The sequence below is a fragment of the Methylobacterium sp. E-046 genome (assembly GCF_022829625.1).
GTDB lineage: Bacteria > Pseudomonadota > Alphaproteobacteria > Rhizobiales > Beijerinckiaceae > Methylobacterium > Methylobacterium longum.
In genome coordinates this window covers 66116-79968 of record NZ_JAKSYP010000252.1, presented here as the reverse complement: position 1 = coordinate 79968, position 13853 = coordinate 66116, and the positions used below count along the sequence as shown (strand labels likewise).

Sequence of the window (13853 nt, the reverse complement as noted above, 5' to 3'; positions counted from 1 at the left end):
GGCATATTCCATGCCGCGGACCGGGACGCCCGGTCACGCCGGAAAGGCTGTCCGGACCTGCTCGGCGAACCGCGCGAAGGCGACGCTCGGCTGTCCGTCGCCGCGATGGACCAGGACGGTTTCGGCGCGTCCGGCCCTGTCGGGCAGCCCGTGGACGGAGACGCGTCCCGCCCGGCGAGCGGGCTCGGCGACGACGCGCGGGATGAGGGTCACGCCCATCCCGGCCGCCACGCAGCCGAGGATGCCGTCCAGGGTGCCGAACTCCATGCGGCGCACGTGCACCAGCCCCCGGTCGGCCAGGAACGCCTCCAGGCGCCTGCGGTACGAGCAGCCGGCGCGGAAGACCAGCACCTTGGCCTCCCGGGCACGGGCCAGCCCGTCGAGCAAGTCCGCGAGCCCGGAGACGGACGGTGGGGCCACCAGGACAAGGTCCTCGGTCAGGACCGGGATCGCGGTGAGTGCGGCCTGCACCACCGGCCCGGCCACGAAGGCGCCCTCGAGGGACCGGTCGAGGACCCGGCCGATCAGCCATTCCGTCGGGCCGGTCTCCAGCTCGATGTCGACCTCCGGATGCCGGCCGGCGAAATCCGCCAGCGGGCCGGGCAGGCGCAGGGCGGCGGTCGTCTCCATGGCGCCGATCCGCAGCGGCCCGCGGGGCTCGCCCTCGGCCAGGACCGCGTGATGCGCCTCGGCCAGCAAGCGCCCGACCTGGATCGCGTAGGGCAGCAGGCGCTCCCCGGCCCGGGTCAGCGTGACTCCGCGGCTGCCGCGATGGAACAATGGCACGCGCATCGCCTGCTCCAGGGCGCGGATCCGGCCGGTCACGTTCGACTGGACCGTGTTGAGCCGCGCCGCCGCCCGGCCCATGCCGCCGGTCTCGGCCACGGCCGCGAAGAACATCAGGTCGGTGCTGTTCATGCCATCTGCTTTCCAGATGACTTCCTTCTGAAGGAATCGTTTTTCACGCGTCAAGCCATTCGCTAAGGCACGGCCGGGCGATGCGGGCACGGCGGCGCGCGCGCGGAGGAGGAAACCATGGCCCTGCGGACACGACTGACCGAGGCGTTCGGCCTCCGGCATCCGATCGTCCTCGCACCCATGGACCCCGCCGCGGGGGGCGCCCTCGCGGCGGCGGTGAGCGCGGCCGGCGGCCTGGGGCTGATCGGCGGCGGCTACGGCGAGCACGACCGGCTCACGCGCGAGTTCGCGGCGGCCGGCAACCAGCGGGTGGGCTGCGGCTTCATCACGTGGTCGATGGCCCGGGACCCCTCGCTCCTCGATGCGGCGCTGGCCCGCGCGCCGGCCGCCTTGATGCTGTCCTTCGCCGATCCGGCCCCCTTCGCGGACCGCATCCACGGCGCCGGCATCGCGCTGATCTGCCAGGTGCACACCCTCGCCCAGGCCCGGCGGGCCCTGGAGGTCGGGGCGACTGCCGTCGTGGCGCAGGGCACGGAGGCCGGCGGCCACGGGCTCACCGCGCGGGGCACCCTGGCCTTCGTGCCGGCCGTGGCCGACCTGATCGCCCGGGAACGGCCCGAGACCCTGCTGCTGGCGGCCGGCGGCATCGCGGACGGGCGCGGGCTCGCCGCCGCCCTGACGCTCGGGGCCGACGGCGCCCTGATGGGCACGCGATTCTGGGCGAGCCGGGAGGCGCTGATCCATCCCGCCGCGAAGCAGCGGGTGCTCGCGGCCACGGGCGACGACACGGTGCGGACGCAGGTCTACGACATCGCCCGGCAGCGGCCCTGGCCGGCCGCCTACACCGGACGGCTCCTGCGCAACGCCTTCATCGAGACCTGGCACGGCCGCGAGGACGACCTGCGCGCCCACGCCGCCGAGCGGGGGCGGGCGGTGACCGAGGCGGACGCGGCGGGCGACTACGATGTGGCCAACGTCACCGTCGGCGAGGCCGTGGGGCTGATCGACGACCTGCCGGAGGCCGGCGCCCTGGTGCGGCGGATCGCCGACGAGGCGGAAGCCTGCCTCCTGCGCAATGCCCGGTTGGTCGCGGCATCGTGACGGCTCTCCGCCCGGCGTGACTACGCATGACCCGGGCCGGCCGGAACCGCGCTGTTGCCAACGGCTTAGCGTGTGGCAAACCGTTGCGGTTTCTCGGTCGGGGTCGTTCATGCGTATCGGTCTGGTCTCGGTCCTGTCGGGGCTCCTTCTCTGGGCTGCGGTCCCGGGCGGCGCGTCGGCGGACGTGCTCGTCAGCGTCGACAAGGGCGCCCAGCGGATGGAGGTCTCGGTGGACGGCCAGCCCCGCTATTCCTGGCCGGTCTCCACGGGCGTCGCGAGCTACGACACCCCGTCCGGCTCCTATCGCCCATTCCGGATGGAGCGCACCCACTTCTCCCGGGAGTGGGACGACGCGCCGATGCCGTTCGCGATGTTCTTCACCAACCAGGGCCACGCGATCCACGGCACCAACCACGTCCGCAGCCTCGGGCGGGCGGCCTCCCACGGCTGCGTGCGGCTGTCGGTGCGGAACGCCGCGACCCTGTTCAACCTCGTGAAGGCCCAGGGCATCGGACGGACGCGGTTCGTCATCGAGGGTGCCGATGCCCCGGTGGAGGAGCGCGGGCAGCGCGGCATCCGCGTCGCCCGGCAGCGCAACCCCTACGCGGCGGACGATCTGCTGGCCGATGGCGACCAGATGGGCCGCCGGTCGCTGCCGGCCTATTACCGGCCCGCCGCCCAACCCGCCTACGCGCCGGCCGCCGGATACGGCTACCCGGCCGGCGCGGACGCGATGGACGGCTGGTAGGCCGGACCACGGCCGCCGGGCCGCGACCGCGTCGTCCGCGTGCGGACGTCACGCTCCGTGGGCCCGGCCCATTGCCGCGGGCGCCATCCCGGCCTAGCTCCCCCGCGGCCTTCAGAGCCTGCGCGGCCCCTGCCGCGACTTGAGACGGACGGAGACACCCCCACGATGCCCATTACTTTCTGCCGGTCCCTTCCCTTCGCAGCCCTGGCGCTCGCCGCCGCCACCGTGCCGGGCTACGCCCTGGAGGTGACGCGCTCGGCCGACATCGCCGCGCCACCGGCCAAGGTCTGGCAGACCATCGGCGAGTTCTGCGGCATCGGCGACTGGCACCCGGCCATCGAGAAATGCGCCCTGTCCGACAAGGACGGCATGAAGGTCCGCACCCTGAGCCTCAAGGGCGGCGGCACCATCAAGGAGGAGCAGGTCTCCCGGGACGACAAGGTGATGAGCTACACCTACACGATCCTGGAGAGCCCGCTGCCGGTCTCCGACTACAAGTCGACCCTCTCGGTCGCCCCGGCGGGCTCCGGATCCAAGGTGACCTGGACCGGGACCTTCAACGCCAAGGGCGCCCCCGACACCGTCGCGACCGACGCGGTTCAAGGCATCTACGATTCCGGCCTGAAGGCGCTCGGCGACAAGGCCAAGTAGTCCCCGTCACGATTTGGCGCGCGCGGCTGAAGCCAGATGGCAGCCGCGCGCGCCAAGTTCCTGCGATGACGAAACGATTTCGCCCGACCGGTTCCTCCCGCGTCCCGCGACGCCCCCAGGGGGCGTGTCGCGCCGACGATTGACGCACTGCCAAGCTCGGCCCAGAACCCTGCCGGCGCAGCACTCCGCGCCCCAACAGGAAGACCGCCGTGACCGCGTCCCGCCTCCCGATGCGCCTCAGCCTCGCCCTTGCCGCCGTGGCGGCACTCGGCGCCTGCCAGCAGCGCGCCGCCCCCGCGGTCGCGGAGCCCTCGCCCATCGTCCCGGCCCCCCTGGTCCTGCCCACGGGCAGCGGGTGCGGCCCCGAGATCGCCCGCACCCGGGCGATCGTGGCCAGCGACGTGGCCACCGGAAACCTCAACAAGCCGGTGGGCGAGCGCTTCGACGCCGACCTCGGGCACGCCGCCGCGGAATGCTCCGCGGGCAAGTCGGGCGAGGCCCTGCACCTCCTGGCCGCCGCCAAGAGCCGCTACGGCTACCGCTGAGCGCGCTGCGACGATCCCGCTCCGGACCGGGGGATCGGCCGCCGTCGCGCAATGAAGCGGTCCGCCCTGCGAGGATGCCCCTCCCGCGCCCCATCCCGAGGCGCGGGCGACGACGCCTCGTGGGAGGCATTCCTCTGGCTGGCCGCCTCGCGCGCGAACCCCACGGGGACGGCGGGGGTCGGGGGCGCCCACCCGTGACCGGCGCGCTGCCGCGTCCCTCCCGGGCATATTCCCGTCGCGGCAGGCGTTGCGGTGCCCCGGCCGAAAGGCGCATGCAGGGCCTCCATCTGAATTCATAATTCCACGCGAGGATCGATGGCCGTCACCACCGCAGCCCCGGCCGCCGGGCCCCGACAGAACCAGTCCGCCCGCGCGGCGCTCGCGGCCTTCGTGGGCACCACGATCGAGTGGTACGATTTCTTCATCTACGGCACCGCGGCGGCCCTGGTGTTCGGGCCGCTCTTCTTCACGGCGGAATCGCCCTACATCGCGACGCTCGCGGCCTTCGGCACCTTCGCGGTGGGCTTCCTGGCCCGGCCGCTCGGCGGCCTGATCTTCGGGCATCTCGGCGACCGGTTCGGGCGCAAGCGCGCCCTGGTGGCGACACTGGTGATGATGGGCATCGCCACCTCGTGCATCGGGCTGCTGCCGACCTATGCCTCCGTCGGGATCTGGGCGCCGGTGATGCTGGTCGTTCTGCGGCTGATCCAGGGGCTGGCGGTCGGCGGCGAATGGGGTGGAGCGGTGCTGATGGCCGCCGAGCACGCGCCGGCCGGTCGCAACACCTTCTTCGCCTCCTTCGCGCAGCTCGGCAGCCCCGCCGGGCAGATCCTGTCGCTGCTGGCCTTCCGGCTCGCGGGGCTCCTCGACAAGGAGAGCTTCCTGACCTGGGGCTGGCGGGTGCCGTTCCTGGTGAGCATCCTGCTACTCTTCGTGGGGTTGGCGATCCGCCTCGGCGTCGCGGAATCGCCGGCCTTCGAGAAGGCCCGCGCGGCGGGCGGACCGCCCGCCGCCCCCGTGCGCGAGGTGCTGACGACCTGCCTCAAGCCGGTGCTGCTGGCGGCGGGCGCCAACACCTTCGCGATCGCCTCGGTCTACCTGTTCAACACCTTCATGATCGCGTTCACCACGCAGTATCTCGGCATCGCGCGGGCGACGATCCTCGACGCCCTGCTGATCGGCGCCGTGGTTCAGCTGGTGATGACCCCGGTGGGCGCCCGGATCGCGGAAGCGATCCGCAACGAGCGGCTGTTCCTGCAGGGGACACTGGTCTGGGCGATGCTCGCCCCGTACCCGCTGTTCTGGCTCGTCGAGACAAAGTCGGTGACGTTCATCGTCCTCGGCCTCGCCCTGAACGTGATCGGCACCGCGACCTTCTACGCGGTGATCGCCGGCTACCTGGCGGGCGCCTTCCCGACCCGGGTGCGCTACACGGCGATCTCCATCGCCTACCAGTTCTGCGGCGCGCTGGCCGGTGGGCTGACGCCGATCATCGGCACCGTGCTGGCCGAGCGCTTCCAGGGCCATTGGTGGCCGATCGCGGTGTTCGGGACGGTCCTGGCGGGCGTGTCCTTCGTCTGCGTGACGCTGATCGGCGGCTACCGCGCGCGGCAGCGTGGCTTCCTGGACGATTGATCGATCGAAAGCCGCGGATTCGGCTAACCGGAGATTCAGGCCGGTGCGCTAGGATCGGCGGCATGGATCCCATCGCGACCACCGCCGTCCAGATGCTGGCGGCGTCCCAGAACCAGCAGATCGGCATCGCCGTGGCCCGGCAGCAGCTCGCGGCCGACAAGGCCGTCGCCGGGCTGGTGGCGGACGGCGCGGCCCAGGCCGCGAGTGCCGGTCCGCCCGCCCCGCCCGGGCAGGGACAGAGCGTCGACCTGCGGGTCTGACCGGCGACCCCGTGGATCGCGCGGGGAGATCGGACGTCGTTCGGGACCGGCGTCAATCGGGATAGGCTTGCGGATCAACCGCACCGCGGTGGAACGTTGTAGCTCGCCAGCGCGGCGGCGTTCTCCTACTTTCCCGCCATGACCGAACCGAATCGCAGCGCCTCCGATGTCCTCTCCGCCATCGGCCACACGCCGCTGATCCGCCTGCGCCGCGCCTCCGAGGAGACCGGCTGCGCCATCTACGGCAAGGCCGAGTTCCTCAATCCCGGCCTGTCGGTGAAGGACCGCGCGGCGCTGTCCATCGTGCAGGACGCGGAGGCGAAGGGCCTGATCCGGCCGGGCGGGACGATCGTGGAAGGCACCGCCGGCAACACCGGCATCGGCCTCGCCCTGGTGGCCTCCGTGCGCGGCTACCGGACGCTGATCGTCATCCCGGTCACCCAGTCCGAGGAGAAGAAGCAGACCCTGCGCCTCGCCGGCGCCCGGCTGGTGGAGGTGCCGGCCGTGCCCTTCGCCAACTCCGACAACTACGTCCACGTGGCCCGCCGTCTCGCGGAGAAGCTCGCCGCCACGGAGCCGGCCGGCGCCTTCTTCGCGGACCAGTTCGACAACGTCGCCAATCGGCAGGCGCACGTGGAGGGCACCGGCCCGGAGATCTGGGACCAGACCGGCGGACGGGTCGACGGCTTCGTCTGCGCGGCCGGCACGGGCGGCACGCTCGCCGGCACCGCCGCGGCCCTGCGCGCCCGGAATCCGGAGGTGCGGATCGCGCTCTCCGATCCCGAGGGCTCGGCCCTCTACGCCCACTACACGAACGGCACCCTCAAGGCGGAGGGCTCGTCCATCACGGAGGGCATCGGCCAGGGTCGCATCACCCGGAACCTCGACGGCTTCACCCCGGATCTGGCCTACCGCATCCCCGACCGCGAGGCCCTCGACATCGTCTTCGGCCTGATGCGGGAGGAGGGGCTGTCGCTGGGCGGCTCGTCGGGGATCAACGTCGCAGGGGCGATCCGGCTGGCGCGGGACCTCGGGCCCGGCCACACGGTGGTGACGATCCTGTGCGACGGGGCGGCGCGCTACGCCTCGAAGCTGTTCAATCCGGCCTTCCTCACGGAGCGGGGCCTGCCGGTCCCGGGCTGGCTCGACGCACCGCAGGACCCGCTGCCGGACTGGCACGCCTGAGGCCCCGGGACGTCATGCGGAAGTTTCCTCACAAAAGCGGAGCTTGGCGTTGAACGGAACGGATTGTCGCAGCGTTTGAACGGTCACGCTCGCACCAGCGCGACCGTCCGGAGAGCCCGACCATGTCCCTCGTCACCATCATCCTCATCATCCTGATCATCCTGGCCTTCGGTGGCGGCGGCTTCCTCGGCGGCGGCGCCTATCGCGGCCCCGGCTTCGGTCTCGGCGGCATCCTGCTCATCGTGCTGATCGTGCTGCTGGTCACCGGCCGGCTCTGACTCCGAGCCCGCCGCCGGGGCCGACACGACTTCGACGGCGGGTGCGGGCGATCAAAGCCCGGAACCGATCCAGATCGCGTCGGGTCCGGGACCGGCCCGGAGCGGGTTTCACTGCAGGACCGCGGGTCCTGCGGGGCGACCCGCCTACCGGGCGAGGATCCGGCCGATGGTGTCGGCCCGCCCCCGCGGGATCCGACGCCACGAGGCCCCGACGGGAGGCGCAACCCGCGCCCTACCCTCCCGAGATGCCGCGCGCGGCGGAAGCCGCGGAGGCCTTCGGGATCCCATCGCGCCCCTTGGGCAAGCCGATGCCCCTGCGCTCAGCGGCAGGTGATCCCCACCACGGCGGGCGCGACCGCGCCGGGTCCGTCTGCCCGGCGTGGGGCCGTCCCGGGGGGACCTGGCCCGGCGAGATTTGGCCCAGCGAGACCTGGCCCAGCGAGATTTGGCCCAGCGACACCTTGGGCATCGAGGAACGCCGCCACGGCCCGCGCCGGCACCAGCGGCAGGCGCGCTGGCGGCACCACCCCGGCGATCCGGCGCGGCGCCGTGGGGTAGCGGGCGACGAGCCCGACGAGGGCACCCGACCGGTCGAGCACCGGCGCGCCGGCGGAGCCCGGCTGGAGTGCGGCGATCACGTCGGTCCCTTGGACCTCACCCGGAGCGGCCTGGATCCCGTCCGCACCGGGCGCGAGGGCGATCACGCCGTCCTCGGGCGGACCGGGCTCCGCGCGGATCGCGGGCCGGAGCGGGGCAGGGGCGCCGGGCGCATCGAGAAGCGCGAGTCCGGCCGGATCGGTGGCGAGCAGCCGCGCGGGCGCCGCGCCGATTCGCGGCAGGGCGCAACCCTCCAGCGCGGCGGCGGCCGTCAGCACGCGGCCGGGCGCCACCGTGAGACCGGCGCCCGCCGGGGCCGCGGCGGCGAGGCTCACCGGAGGAGGCAGCGCGGGGGGTTGAGCCGGCGCGGCCGGCCCTGAGCCGGCGGGATCCGGGAACGGCTCGAAGGCGTTCGCCACGGCGATCACGAGCCGGTCGACCTCCGGAGCCAGGGCGCGGTCGTAGCCGAACAGGAAGCCGCGCACGCCCTGCGGCCCGGCCGCGTAGCGGATGTAGGACAGTCCCGGTCCGGTCTCGGCGGTGACCACCACGATGTCGGGCCGTCGCAGCTTGTAGGTGACCTTGCGGCCGGGAAGCGGCGCGGTGGCCTTCTCGAACAGGGCATCCAGGGTTTCGGTCTCGGGGGGAAAGGCTCGGGATTCCAGGGTGACGCGCCCGTCCTGGCTCTGCCACCGGGTCCCGGCGGGGAGGGCGGTGCGTTTCGCCAGCAGGCGCTCCGGAACGCCCATGACGGCGCCGGTGCCCGGATCGACTGCGACCCGGAAGCGCGCCGCCGTCCGGGCCGCTGCGCCGGCGGCCAGGAGCGCCGCCCGTCCGCGCGGATCGAGGGGATCGGCCGGACCGGACCGGGCTTGATAGGCGCTGAGCGCCTCGAAGGTCCGGCGCCCGAACGTGCCCGACACCACGGCGTTGAAGTCGCCGGTCCAGACCAGAGCCTCCTGAACCGCCTTGCGGTCCGCCTCGGGCAGGGCCTCGAAGGCCGCCTTCGCGCCCTCGAAGGCGAGATCGGCCGGCGCCCCGGCAGCGGGCGGCGGTTTCGGCGCGGCCCGGGGCGGGGCGGCCGGGGGTGGGACGGGGCGGTTTGGAACGGGACGGGGCGGGGCGGGGTGAGGCGGGACGGGGCCGTCCTGGGCGTGGACGACCCCGCTGGCGAGCAGGATCGCGAGGAGGCACACCGCTGCGCGACGACGCGGGGGCCGGGCTCCCGGAACTCCGTTCCGCGACAGCTCACCCGAATCCATGACGGCCCCCACCTGCACGATGCCGATCCTGTCAGAGGCTCCGGCGGCAGGCCAGGCGAAACCGCGTCGTTCGCCATCGCGTCGTGCGTCGGCGGCCGCGATGCGCTACAGGGCGCAACATCCGGCCTCCGGCGGCGGCCGGGTCGCCGTTCCGGCCCTCGCGGGCCACGCGATGCCGCCACGGTTCGACACGGAGCCCGGCATGAGCGACACCAACAACACGTTCAAGAAGGCGCCCAAGCGCAAGCCCACCAAGGGCAAGAGCGTCAGCGTCTCCCCGGAGATGCGTCAGGCCTATGCCGACCTGATCCAAGAGCGTGCGGAAAAGCAGGAGGCCTACGGGCGTCACCTGCCGCAGGAGGAGACGCGGAAGCGTTGAAGCCGCGGGGGCCGGGGAAGCCGAATCAGCGCTTGCGCACGAATTCGGTGCGCAGGACGAGGCCCTTGATGGTGTCGTGCCGGCAGTCGATCTCCTCCGGATCGTCCGTGAGCCGGATCGACCGGATGACCGTGCCCTGCTTCAGGGTCTGATTGGCGCCCTTGACCTTAAGGTCCTTGATCAGTGTGACCGAATCGCCGTCGGCGAGGCTGTTGCCGGCCGCGTCGCGGACCTGCACCACCTCGGGCGCCGCGCCTGCGGTCCCTGGCGGAAGCCATTCACCCGTCGCCTCGTCGTAGACGTAAGCCTCGTCGCCGCCGCTCAAAGCCGTGCCCCCGGTCCGGATCGGGACCCGGTCCTGTCCGGATCCCGCAGGCCCGTCATACACGCGCGTCCCGGCACATCCAACCGGTCGCCGATTCGGCGCGGGACGGCCGGACCCTAGCCGATCGGACCGGCCTCGCGCGCGGGCCGGTCCGGCGACCCGGCCTTACCGCTTCAGCGGTCCGGCCTCGATCACGTCCTCGACGGTCCGCAACCCGGCGCGCGGGGCGTTGACCAGACACGCCATGTTGCCCGGCGGGTGCTGGTTCTTCCACATCTTGGTGTGGGCCTGGGGGATCTTGTCCCAGGGGAAGACCTCGCTCATGCACGGGTCGATCCGCTGATCGAGCACGAACTGGTTCGCCGCCGAGGCCTGCTTCAGGTGGGCGAAGTGCGAGCCCTGGATGCGCTTCTGCCGCATCCAGACGTAGCGGGCGTCGAAGGTGATGTTGAAGCCGGTCGTGCCGGCGCAGAACACCACCATGCCGCCGCGCTTCACCACCAGCGCCGAGACCGGGAAGGTCGCCTCGCCGGGATGCTCGAACACGATGTCGACGTCCTGCTTGCCGGTGATGTCCCAGATCGCCTTGCCGAACTTCCGCGCTTCCTTGGTCCAGGCGTGGAACTCGGGGCTGTTCACCTTCGGGAGCTGCCCCCAGCAGTCGAAGTCCTTGCGGTTGATGACGCCCTTGGCGCCCAGGCTCATCACGTAGTCGCGCTTCGACTCGTCCGAGATCACCGCGATGGCGTTGGCGCCGGAGGCCGCGCAGAGCTGCACGCCGAACACGCCCAGCCCGCCGGAGGCGCCCCAGATCAGCACGTTCTGGCCCGGCTTCACCGTGTGCGGGGCGTGGCCGAACAGCATGCGGTAGGCGGTGGCCAGCGTCAGCGTGTAGCAGGCCGCCTCCTCCCAGGTGAGGTGCTTGGGCCGCGTCATGAGCTGGCGGGACTGCACCCGGCAGAACTGCGCGAAGGAGCCGTCCCCGGTCTCGTAGCCCCAGATGCGCTGCGAGGGCGAGAGCATCGGGTCGCCGCCGTTGCACTCCTCGTCGTCGCCGTCGTCGCGGTTGCAGTGGACGATGACCTCGTCGCCGACCTTCCAGCGCTTCACCTTGGCGCCGACCTTCCAGACGATGCCGGACGCGTCGGAGCCGGCGATGTGGTACTCGCCCTTGTGCACGTCGAAGGGCGAGATCGGCTCGCCGAGCCCGGCCCAGACGCCGTTGTAGTTCACGCCCGCGGCCATGACGTAGACCAGCACCTCGTCGTCGCCGATCTCCCAGACCGGCAGCACCTCGAGCTGGTGGGACTGTTCCGGGGGTCCGTGGCGCTCGCGCCGGATCGCCCAGGCATACATCCTGGCCGGCACGTGACCCAGCGGCGGGATCTCGCCCATCTCGTAGAGGTCCTTGACCTCGGCTTCCTTCGGACCGACCGCAGCGCTCGCCGCCATCTCGCTCTCCTCTTCGTCCCGCGTGATTCTCACGGCCGCGGTTCTCACTCGCGCTATAGCGGCGATGCCGAAGCCCTCCAAGTGGGCCGAAAGTCGAAACCCGCAGGTTTCCGACATGAAAAACCCGTCGGCACAGGGCGGGCGCCCACGTATTCAAATTCGCCTTGCCGGCAGAGCAAGTATTATTACGCGACCACCCTGCGGGCGCCGGCGCCGAGACCTTCCCGGACTTGCCGGAGGGTAGCTGGGTAGACTTTATACCAATGTCCGGCAGGCTGACCCGGGATCGCGCGTCAAATCGGCCTGTCGCGGGGGACAAGTTTTTTAAAGACCGGGCGGGGCCCGCGGGCGTCTCTTGCACTTCCGTCCCGGATGACGCGTGCCCAAGCCTTCGCTACGGTGGCCGGAAGGCCGCGCCCCGCGCGCGGATACAAAGATCACACGGAGGCGAGGAATGGGCGCGAGCGTCGCCGAGACCAAGAGCGACAAGTCGAGCCGCGACAAGCCCTGGATCATCCGCACCTATGCGGGGCACTCCACTGCGGCGGAGTCGAACAAGCTCTATCGGGGCAACCTCGCCAAGGGCCAGACCGGCCTGTCGGTGGCCTTCGACCTGCCGACCCAGACGGGCTACGACCCCGATCACGAGCTGTCGCGCGGCGAGGTCGGCAAGGTCGGCGTCTCGATCGCGCATCTCGGCGACATGCGGGCCCTGTTCCAGGACATCCCGCTCGCGCAGATGAACACCTCGATGACCATCAACGCCACGGCCCCGTGGCTGCTGGCGCTCTACCTCGCGGTGGCCGAGGAGCAGGGCGCGCCGATCGCCGCCCTCCAGGGCACGACCCAGAACGACATCATCAAGGAGTACCTGTCGCGCGGCACCTACGTGTTCCCGCCCGCGCCGTCGCTCCGGCTCACCAAGGACGTGATCCTCTTCACCACGAAGAACGTGCCGAAGTGGAATCCGATGAACGTCTGCTCCTACCACCTGCAGGAGGCGGGGGCGACGCCGGTCCAGGAACTGTCCTACGCGCTGGCCATCGCCATCGCGGTGCTCGACACGGTGCGGGACGATCCCGAATTCGACGCCGAGAGTTTTTCCGACGTGTTCGGACGGATCTCGTTCTTCGTGAATGCGGGGCTGCGGTTCGTCACCGAGATCTGCAAGATGCGCGCCTTCGCGGAGCTCTGGGACGAGATCGCCCAGGAGCGCTACGGCATCGACGACCCGAAGAAGCGCATCTTCCGCTACGGCGTTCAGGTGAACTCGCTGGGGCTCACCGAGCAGCAGCCGGAGAACAACGTCCACCGCATCCTGATCGAGATGCTGGCCGTGACGCTCTCGAAGCGCGCCCGCGCCCGGGCGGTGCAGCTGCCGGCCTGGAACGAGGCGCTGGGCCTGCCGCGCCCCTGGGACCAGCAATGGTCGATGCGCATGCAGCAGATCCTCGCCTTCGAGACCGACCTGCTGGAATACGACGACATCTTCGACGGCAGCCACGTGATCGAGGCCAAGGTCGAGGCGCTGAAGGCGCAGACCCGGGCCGAGCTGGAGCGGATCGGCGGCATCGGCGGCGCGGTCGCGGCCGTCGAGACCGGGGCGCTGAAGCGCGCCCTGGTGGAGTCGAACGCCCGCCGGATCTCGGCCATCGAGGCCGGCGAGCAGATCGTGGTCGGCGTCAACAAGTGGCAGCAGGGCGAGCCCTCGCCGCTCACCGCGGGGGAGGGCGCGATCTTCTCGGTCTCCGAGACCGTGGAGATGGAGGCGCAGAACCGCATCCGCGAATGGCGCGGCCGCCGCGACGAGGGGGCCGTGGGCCGCGCCCTCGACGCCCTGGAGCAGGCGGCGCGCTCGGGCGCCAACATCATGCCGCCCTCGATCGAGGCCGCGAAGGCCGGCGTCACGACGGGCGAGTGGGGCGCGCGCCTGCGCGCGGTCTTCGGCGAGTACCGGGCGCCCACCGGCGTCACCCTGGAGACGGTCTCCTCCGGGGCGGCCGAGGAGGCCAAGCTCCTGATCGCCGATCTCGGCGAGCGGCTCGGCGAGACGCCCAAGCTCGTGGTCGGCAAGCCCGGCCTCGACGGACACTCCAACGGCGCCGAGCAGATCGCGCTGCGCGCCCGGGATGTCGGCTTCGACGTCACCTACGACGGCATCCGCCAGACCCCGGCCGAGATCGTCGCCAAGGCCAAGGAGACCGGCGCCCACGTGGTCGGCCTGTCGATCCTGTCGGGCAGCCACGTGCCGCTGGTGCGCGAGGTCCGGGCCAAGATGCGCGAAGCGGGGCTCGACCACGTCCCGGTCGTGGTCGGCGGCATCATCTCGCCCGAGGACGAGCTGGTCCTCAAGAATATGGGCGTGCGCGCGGTCTACACGCCGAAGGACTACGCCATCGACCAGATCATGGTCGGGCTCGCCAAGGTGATGGAGAGGAACCTGGATCGCCGGGACGGTCACGAGGACCGGCCGCGGGAGGAGGCGCAGGTCTACTGACCGGGGATCGGTCCCCCTCA

14 protein-coding genes are annotated in these 13853 nt (G+C 71.8%); 10 read left to right on the top strand and 4 right to left on the bottom strand.

Annotation, left to right across the window (positions count from 1 at the left end):
* Positions 1-33: 33 nt before the first annotated feature.
* Entirely contained in the window at positions 34-918 is an 885-nt protein-coding gene (locus MKK82_RS27605) for a LysR family transcriptional regulator (protein ID WP_238286203.1), read from the bottom strand.
* 117 nt (positions 919-1035) lie between these two features.
* On the opposite strand from MKK82_RS27605, the gene MKK82_RS27600 reads away from it, so the two are divergent.
* The 8 genes from MKK82_RS27600 (at position 1036) to MKK82_RS27565 (ending at position 7321) form a co-directional block, all read left to right on the top strand.
* The gene (locus MKK82_RS27600; RefSeq protein ID WP_243987488.1) at positions 1036-2019 is read left to right on the top strand and encodes an NAD(P)H-dependent flavin oxidoreductase; all 984 of its coding nucleotides are present in this window, start codon (positions 1036-1038) and stop codon (positions 2017-2019) included.
* 109 nt (positions 2020-2128) lie between these two features.
* A complete protein-coding gene (locus tag MKK82_RS27595) occupies positions 2129-2767 on the top strand; it encodes a L,D-transpeptidase (RefSeq protein ID WP_243987487.1) in 639 nt (212 codons plus the stop codon).
* A gap of 165 nt (positions 2768-2932) precedes the next feature.
* Positions 2933-3418, top strand: a complete 486-nt coding sequence (locus tag MKK82_RS27590) for an SRPBCC family protein (protein WP_238286218.1) — start codon at positions 2933-2935, stop codon at positions 3416-3418.
* Positions 3419-3648: 230 nt separating this feature from the next.
* The gene (locus MKK82_RS27585; RefSeq protein ID WP_238286294.1) at positions 3649-3963 is read left to right on the top strand and encodes a hypothetical protein; all 315 of its coding nucleotides are present in this window, start codon (positions 3649-3651) and stop codon (positions 3961-3963) included.
* Positions 3964-4278: 315 nt separating this feature from the next.
* The gene (locus MKK82_RS27580; RefSeq protein WP_238286220.1) at positions 4279-5598 is read left to right on the top strand and encodes an MFS transporter; all 1320 of its coding nucleotides are present in this window, start codon (positions 4279-4281) and stop codon (positions 5596-5598) included.
* A gap of 62 nt (positions 5599-5660) precedes the next feature.
* Entirely contained in the window at positions 5661-5858 is a 198-nt protein-coding gene (locus tag MKK82_RS27575; protein WP_238286222.1) for a hypothetical protein, read from the top strand.
* 138 nt (positions 5859-5996) lie between these two features.
* A complete protein-coding gene (locus MKK82_RS27570) occupies positions 5997-7043 on the top strand; it encodes a cysteine synthase A (protein ID WP_238286224.1) in 1047 nt (348 codons plus the stop codon).
* 122 nt (positions 7044-7165) lie between these two features.
* Entirely contained in the window at positions 7166-7321 is a 156-nt protein-coding gene (locus MKK82_RS27565) for a DUF3309 domain-containing protein (RefSeq protein WP_091716874.1), read from the top strand.
* Between the two features lie 320 nt (positions 7322-7641).
* On the opposite strand, the gene MKK82_RS27560 is transcribed toward MKK82_RS27565, so the two are convergent.
* Entirely contained in the window at positions 7642-9180 is a 1539-nt protein-coding gene (locus MKK82_RS27560) for a serine protease (RefSeq protein ID WP_238286295.1), read from the bottom strand.
* Positions 9181-9280: 100 nt separating this feature from the next.
* Between MKK82_RS27560 and MKK82_RS27555 the strand changes: the two genes are divergently transcribed.
* Complete coding sequence (locus MKK82_RS27555; RefSeq protein WP_238286225.1) at positions 9281-9559, top strand: hypothetical protein; 279 nt, start codon at positions 9281-9283, stop codon at positions 9557-9559.
* A 25-nt stretch (positions 9560-9584) separates the two neighbouring features.
* Here the strand turns inward: MKK82_RS27555 and MKK82_RS27550 are convergent, their stop codons facing one another.
* The gene (locus MKK82_RS27550; RefSeq protein WP_238286296.1) at positions 9585-9884 is read right to left on the bottom strand and encodes an alkylphosphonate utilization protein; all 300 of its coding nucleotides are present in this window, start codon (positions 9882-9884) and stop codon (positions 9585-9587) included.
* A 165-nt stretch (positions 9885-10049) separates the two neighbouring features.
* A complete protein-coding gene (ccrA, locus tag MKK82_RS27545) occupies positions 10050-11336 on the bottom strand; it encodes a crotonyl-CoA carboxylase/reductase (protein ID WP_238286226.1) in 1287 nt (428 codons plus the stop codon).
* A gap of 454 nt (positions 11337-11790) precedes the next feature.
* Between ccrA and MKK82_RS27540 the strand changes: the two genes are divergently transcribed.
* The gene (locus tag MKK82_RS27540) at positions 11791-13833 is read left to right on the top strand and encodes a protein meaA (RefSeq protein WP_238286227.1); all 2043 of its coding nucleotides are present in this window, start codon (positions 11791-11793) and stop codon (positions 13831-13833) included.
* Positions 13834-13853: the final 20 nt, after the last annotated feature.

Excerpts from the sequence above, each read along its gene's own strand:
- MKK82_RS27605 (WP_238286203.1), bottom strand. The coding sequence starts at position 918 with ATGAACAGCACCGACCTGATGTTCTTCGCGGCCGTGGCCGAGACCGGC.
- MKK82_RS27600 (WP_243987488.1), top strand. The coding sequence starts at position 1,036 with ATGGCCCTGCGGACACGACTGACCGAGGCGTTCGGCCTCCGGCATCCG.
- MKK82_RS27595 (WP_243987487.1), top strand. The coding sequence starts at position 2,129 with ATGCGTATCGGTCTGGTCTCGGTCCTGTCGGGGCTCCTTCTCTGGGCT.
- MKK82_RS27590 (WP_238286218.1), top strand. The coding sequence starts at position 2,933 with ATGCCCATTACTTTCTGCCGGTCCCTTCCCTTCGCAGCCCTGGCGCTC.
- MKK82_RS27585 (WP_238286294.1), top strand. The coding sequence starts at position 3,649 with ATGCGCCTCAGCCTCGCCCTTGCCGCCGTGGCGGCACTCGGCGCCTGC.
- MKK82_RS27580 (WP_238286220.1), top strand. The coding sequence starts at position 4,279 with ATGGCCGTCACCACCGCAGCCCCGGCCGCCGGGCCCCGACAGAACCAG.
- MKK82_RS27575 (WP_238286222.1), top strand. The coding sequence starts at position 5,661 with ATGGATCCCATCGCGACCACCGCCGTCCAGATGCTGGCGGCGTCCCAG.
- MKK82_RS27570 (WP_238286224.1), top strand. The coding sequence starts at position 5,997 with ATGACCGAACCGAATCGCAGCGCCTCCGATGTCCTCTCCGCCATCGGC.
- MKK82_RS27565 (WP_091716874.1), top strand. The coding sequence starts at position 7,166 with ATGTCCCTCGTCACCATCATCCTCATCATCCTGATCATCCTGGCCTTC.
- MKK82_RS27560 (WP_238286295.1), bottom strand. The coding sequence starts at position 9,180 with ATGGATTCGGGTGAGCTGTCGCGGAACGGAGTTCCGGGAGCCCGGCCC.
- MKK82_RS27555 (WP_238286225.1), top strand. The coding sequence starts at position 9,281 with ATGCGCTACAGGGCGCAACATCCGGCCTCCGGCGGCGGCCGGGTCGCC.
- ccrA (WP_238286226.1), bottom strand. The coding sequence starts at position 11,336 with ATGGCGGCGAGCGCTGCGGTCGGTCCGAAGGAAGCCGAGGTCAAGGAC.
- MKK82_RS27540 (WP_238286227.1), top strand. The coding sequence starts at position 11,791 with ATGGGCGCGAGCGTCGCCGAGACCAAGAGCGACAAGTCGAGCCGCGAC.